This is a genomic window from Treponema sp. R6D11, from assembly GCF_054786075.1.
In genome coordinates this window covers 1-204 of the sequence record NZ_BDHD01001538.1, presented here as the reverse complement: position 1 = coordinate 204, position 204 = coordinate 1, and the positions used below count along the sequence as shown (strand labels likewise).

Here is a 204-nt window from a genome sequence, read left to right as displayed (position 1 = left end):
CTTTAAGCCGTTCTTAAAAGAGGTGGGGCCGCGCGGCATTTCGGATGACGATGTCAAACCCTTTTTACGGATCCCAACCCGCAGGATTTCACGGTCCGACAAAAACAAGGGGAAAGACGAAATGGAGAAAATACAGGCGCTTATCAAAGAAATAAACAGCCACCTAAAAAATATAACCGCCTATTCGGTCGCCTGGCTTAAAGG

1 pseudogene is annotated in these 204 nt (G+C 47.1%); it reads left to right on the top strand.

Features of this window, described 5'->3' with window-relative positions:
- Positions 1 to 204, top strand: a pseudogene (locus ACYVTD_RS19285) (DNA topoisomerase IV subunit A); the annotation flags it as partial.